Origin of the sequence: Staphylococcus sp. HMSC62B09 (assembly GCF_001839115.1) — a bacterium.
GTDB lineage: Bacteria > Bacillota > Bacilli > Staphylococcales > Staphylococcaceae > Staphylococcus > Staphylococcus haemolyticus.
Genome location: NZ_KV840143.1, coordinates 1 through 3142, shown reverse-complemented (window position 1 = coordinate 3142; position 3142 = coordinate 1). Strand labels below are relative to the sequence as shown.

Annotated in this window: 2 rRNA genes; both read right to left on the bottom strand. The window is 49.4% G+C overall.

The features are described from left to right. Positions 1–94, bottom strand: a 5S ribosomal RNA gene (rrf, locus tag HMPREF3265_RS06350); the annotation flags it as partial. 71 nt (positions 95–165) lie between these two features. After that, positions 166–3087, bottom strand: a 23S ribosomal RNA gene (locus tag HMPREF3265_RS06345). Between the last annotated feature and the right edge of the window lie 55 nt (positions 3088–3142).

The window sequence follows — 3142 nt, the reverse complement described above, 5'->3', positions numbered from 1 at the left end:
GCGGAACGTAAATCCAACTACCATCGGCGCTAAGGAGCTTAACTTCTGTGTTCGGCATGGGAACAGGTGTGACCTCCTTGCCATTGTCACCAGACAAGAGAATGATTATACATTCAAAACTAGATAGTAAGTAAATGATTTTGCTTCGCAAAACGTTGAAATAAATTGATTAAGTCTTCGATCGATTAGTATTCGTCAGCTCCACGTGTCACCACGCTTCCACCTCGAACCTATTAACCTCATCATCTTTGAGGGATCTTATAACCGAAGTTGGGAAATCTCATCTTGAGGGGGGCTTCATGCTTAGATGCTTTCAGCACTTATCCCGTCCATACATAGCTACCCAGCTATGCCGTTGGCACGACAACTGGTACACCAGAGGTATGTCCATCCCGGTCCTCTCGTACTAAGGACAGCTCCTCTCAAATTTCCTACGCCCACGACGGATAGGGACCGAACTGTCTCACGACGTTCTGAACCCAGCTCGCGTACCGCTTTAATGGGCGAACAGCCCAACCCTTGGGACCGACTACAGCCCCAGGATGCGATGAGCCGACATCGAGGTGCCAAACCTCCCCGTCGATGTGAACTCTTGGGGGAGATAAGCCTGTTATCCCCGGGGTAGCTTTTATCCGTTGAGCGATGGCCCTTCCATGCGGAACCACCGGATCACTAAGTCCGTCTTTCGACCCTGCTCGACTTGTAGGTCTCGCAGTCAAGCTCCCTTATGCCTTTACACTCTATGAATGATTTCCAACCATTCTGAGGGAACCTTTGAGCGCCTCCGTTACCTTTTAGGAGGCGACCGCCCCAGTCAAACTGCCCGCCTGACACTGTCTCCCACCACGATAAGTGGTGCGGGTTAGAAAGCCAACACAGCTAGGGTAGTATCCCACCAGCGCCTCCACGTAAGCTAGCGCTCACGTTTCAAAGGCTCCTACCTATCCTGTACAAGCTGTGCCGAATTTCAATATCAGGCTACAGTAAAGCTCCACGGGGTCTTTCCGTCCTGTCGCGGGTAACCTGCATCTTCACAGGTACTATGATTTCACCGAGTCTCTCGTTGAGACAGTGCCCAAATCGTTACGCCTTTCGTGCGGGTCGGAACTTACCCGACAAGGAATTTCGCTACCTTAGGACCGTTATAGTTACGGCCGCCGTTTACTGGGGCTTCGATTCGTAGCTTCGCAGAAGCTAACCACTCCTCTTAACCTTCCAGCACCGGGCAGGCGTCAGCCCCTATACATCACCTTACGGTTTAGCAGAGACCTGTGTTTTTGATAAACAGTCGCTTGGGCCTATTCACTGCGGCTCTTCTGGGCTTGCACCCGAAAGAGCACCCCTTCTCCCGAAGTTACGGGGTCATTTTGCCGAGTTCCTTAACGAGAGTTCGCTCGCTCACCTTAGAATTCTCATCTTGACTACCTGTGTCGGTTTGCGGTACGGGCACCTATTATCTATCTAGAGGCTTTTCTCGGCAGTGTGAAATCAACGACTCGAGGAAACAATTTCCTCTCCCCATCACAGCTCAATCTTAAGAGTGCCGGATTTGCCTAACACTCAATCTCACTGCTTAGACGTACAATCCAATCGTACGCTTCGCCTATCCTACTGCGTCCCCCCATCGATTAAAACGATGCTAGGTGGTACAGGAATATCAACCTGTTATCCATCGCCTACGCCTGTCGGCCTCAGCTTAGGACCCGACTAACCCAGAGCGGACGAGCCTTCCTCTGGAAACCTTAGTCAATCGGTGGACGGGATTCTCACCCGTCTTTCGCTACTCACACCGGCATTCTCACTTCTAAGCGCTCCACATGTCCTTGCGATCATGCTTCAACGCCCTTAGAACGCTCTCCTACCATTGTCCTACGGACAATCCACAGCTTCGGTAATATGTTTAGCCCCGGTACATTTTCGGCGCAGTGTCACTCGACTAGTGAGCTATTACGCACTCTTTAAATGATGGCTGCTTCTAAGCCAACATCCTAGTTGTCTGGGCAACGCCACATCCTTTTCCACTTAACATATATTTTGGGACCTTAGCTGGTGGTCTGGGCTGTTTCCCTTTCGAACACGGACCTTATCACCCATGTTCTGACTCCCAAGTTAAATTAATTGGCATTCGGAGTTTGTCTGAATTCGGTAACCCGAGAGGGGCCCCTCGTCCAAACAGTGCTCTACCTCCAATAATCATCACTTGAGGCTAGCCCTAAAGCTATTTCGGAGAGAACCAGCTATCTCCAAGTTCGATTGGAATTTCTCCGCTACCCACAGTTCATCCGCTCACTTTTCAACGTAAGTCGGTTCGGTCCTCCATTCAGTGTTACCTGAACTTCAACCTGACCATGGGTAGATCACCTGGTTTCGGGTCTACGACCAAATACTCAACGCCCTATTCAGACTCGCTTTCGCTACGGCTCCACATTTCCTGCTTAACCTTGCATCAGATCGTAACTCGCCGGTTCATTCTACAAAAGGCACGCCATCACCCATTAACGGGCTCTGACTACTTGTAAGCACACGGTTTCAAGTTCTCTTTCACTCCCCTTCCGGGGTACTTTTCACCTTTCCCTCACGGTACTGGTTCACTATCGGTCACTAGAGAGTATTTAGCCTTAGGAGATGGTCCTCCCAGATTCCGACGGAATTTCACGTGCTCCGTCGTACTCAGGATCCACTCAAGAGAGAATATATTTTCAACTACAGGATTATTACCTTCTTTGATTCAACTTTCCAGATGATTCGTCTAACATATTCCTTTGTAACTCCGTATAGAGTGTCCTACAACCCCAATAAGCAAGCTTATTGGTTTGGGCTCTTCCCGTTTCGCTCGCCGCTACTCAGGGAATCGATTTTTCTTTCTCTTCCTCCGGGTACTAAGATGTTTCAGTTCTCCGGGTCTGCCTTCTGACAAGCTATGAATTCACTTGTCGATAACACGACATAACTCGTGCTGGGTTCCCCCATTCGGAAATCTCTGGATCAACGCTTACTTACAGCTACCCAAAGCATATCGTCGTTAGTAACGTCCTTCGTCGGCTTCTAGTGCCAAGGCATCCACCGTGCGCCCTTAATAACTTAATCTATGTTTCCACCAAACTTTTAGTCAATCGTTCTCATATTACTTCGTTTTCATTCA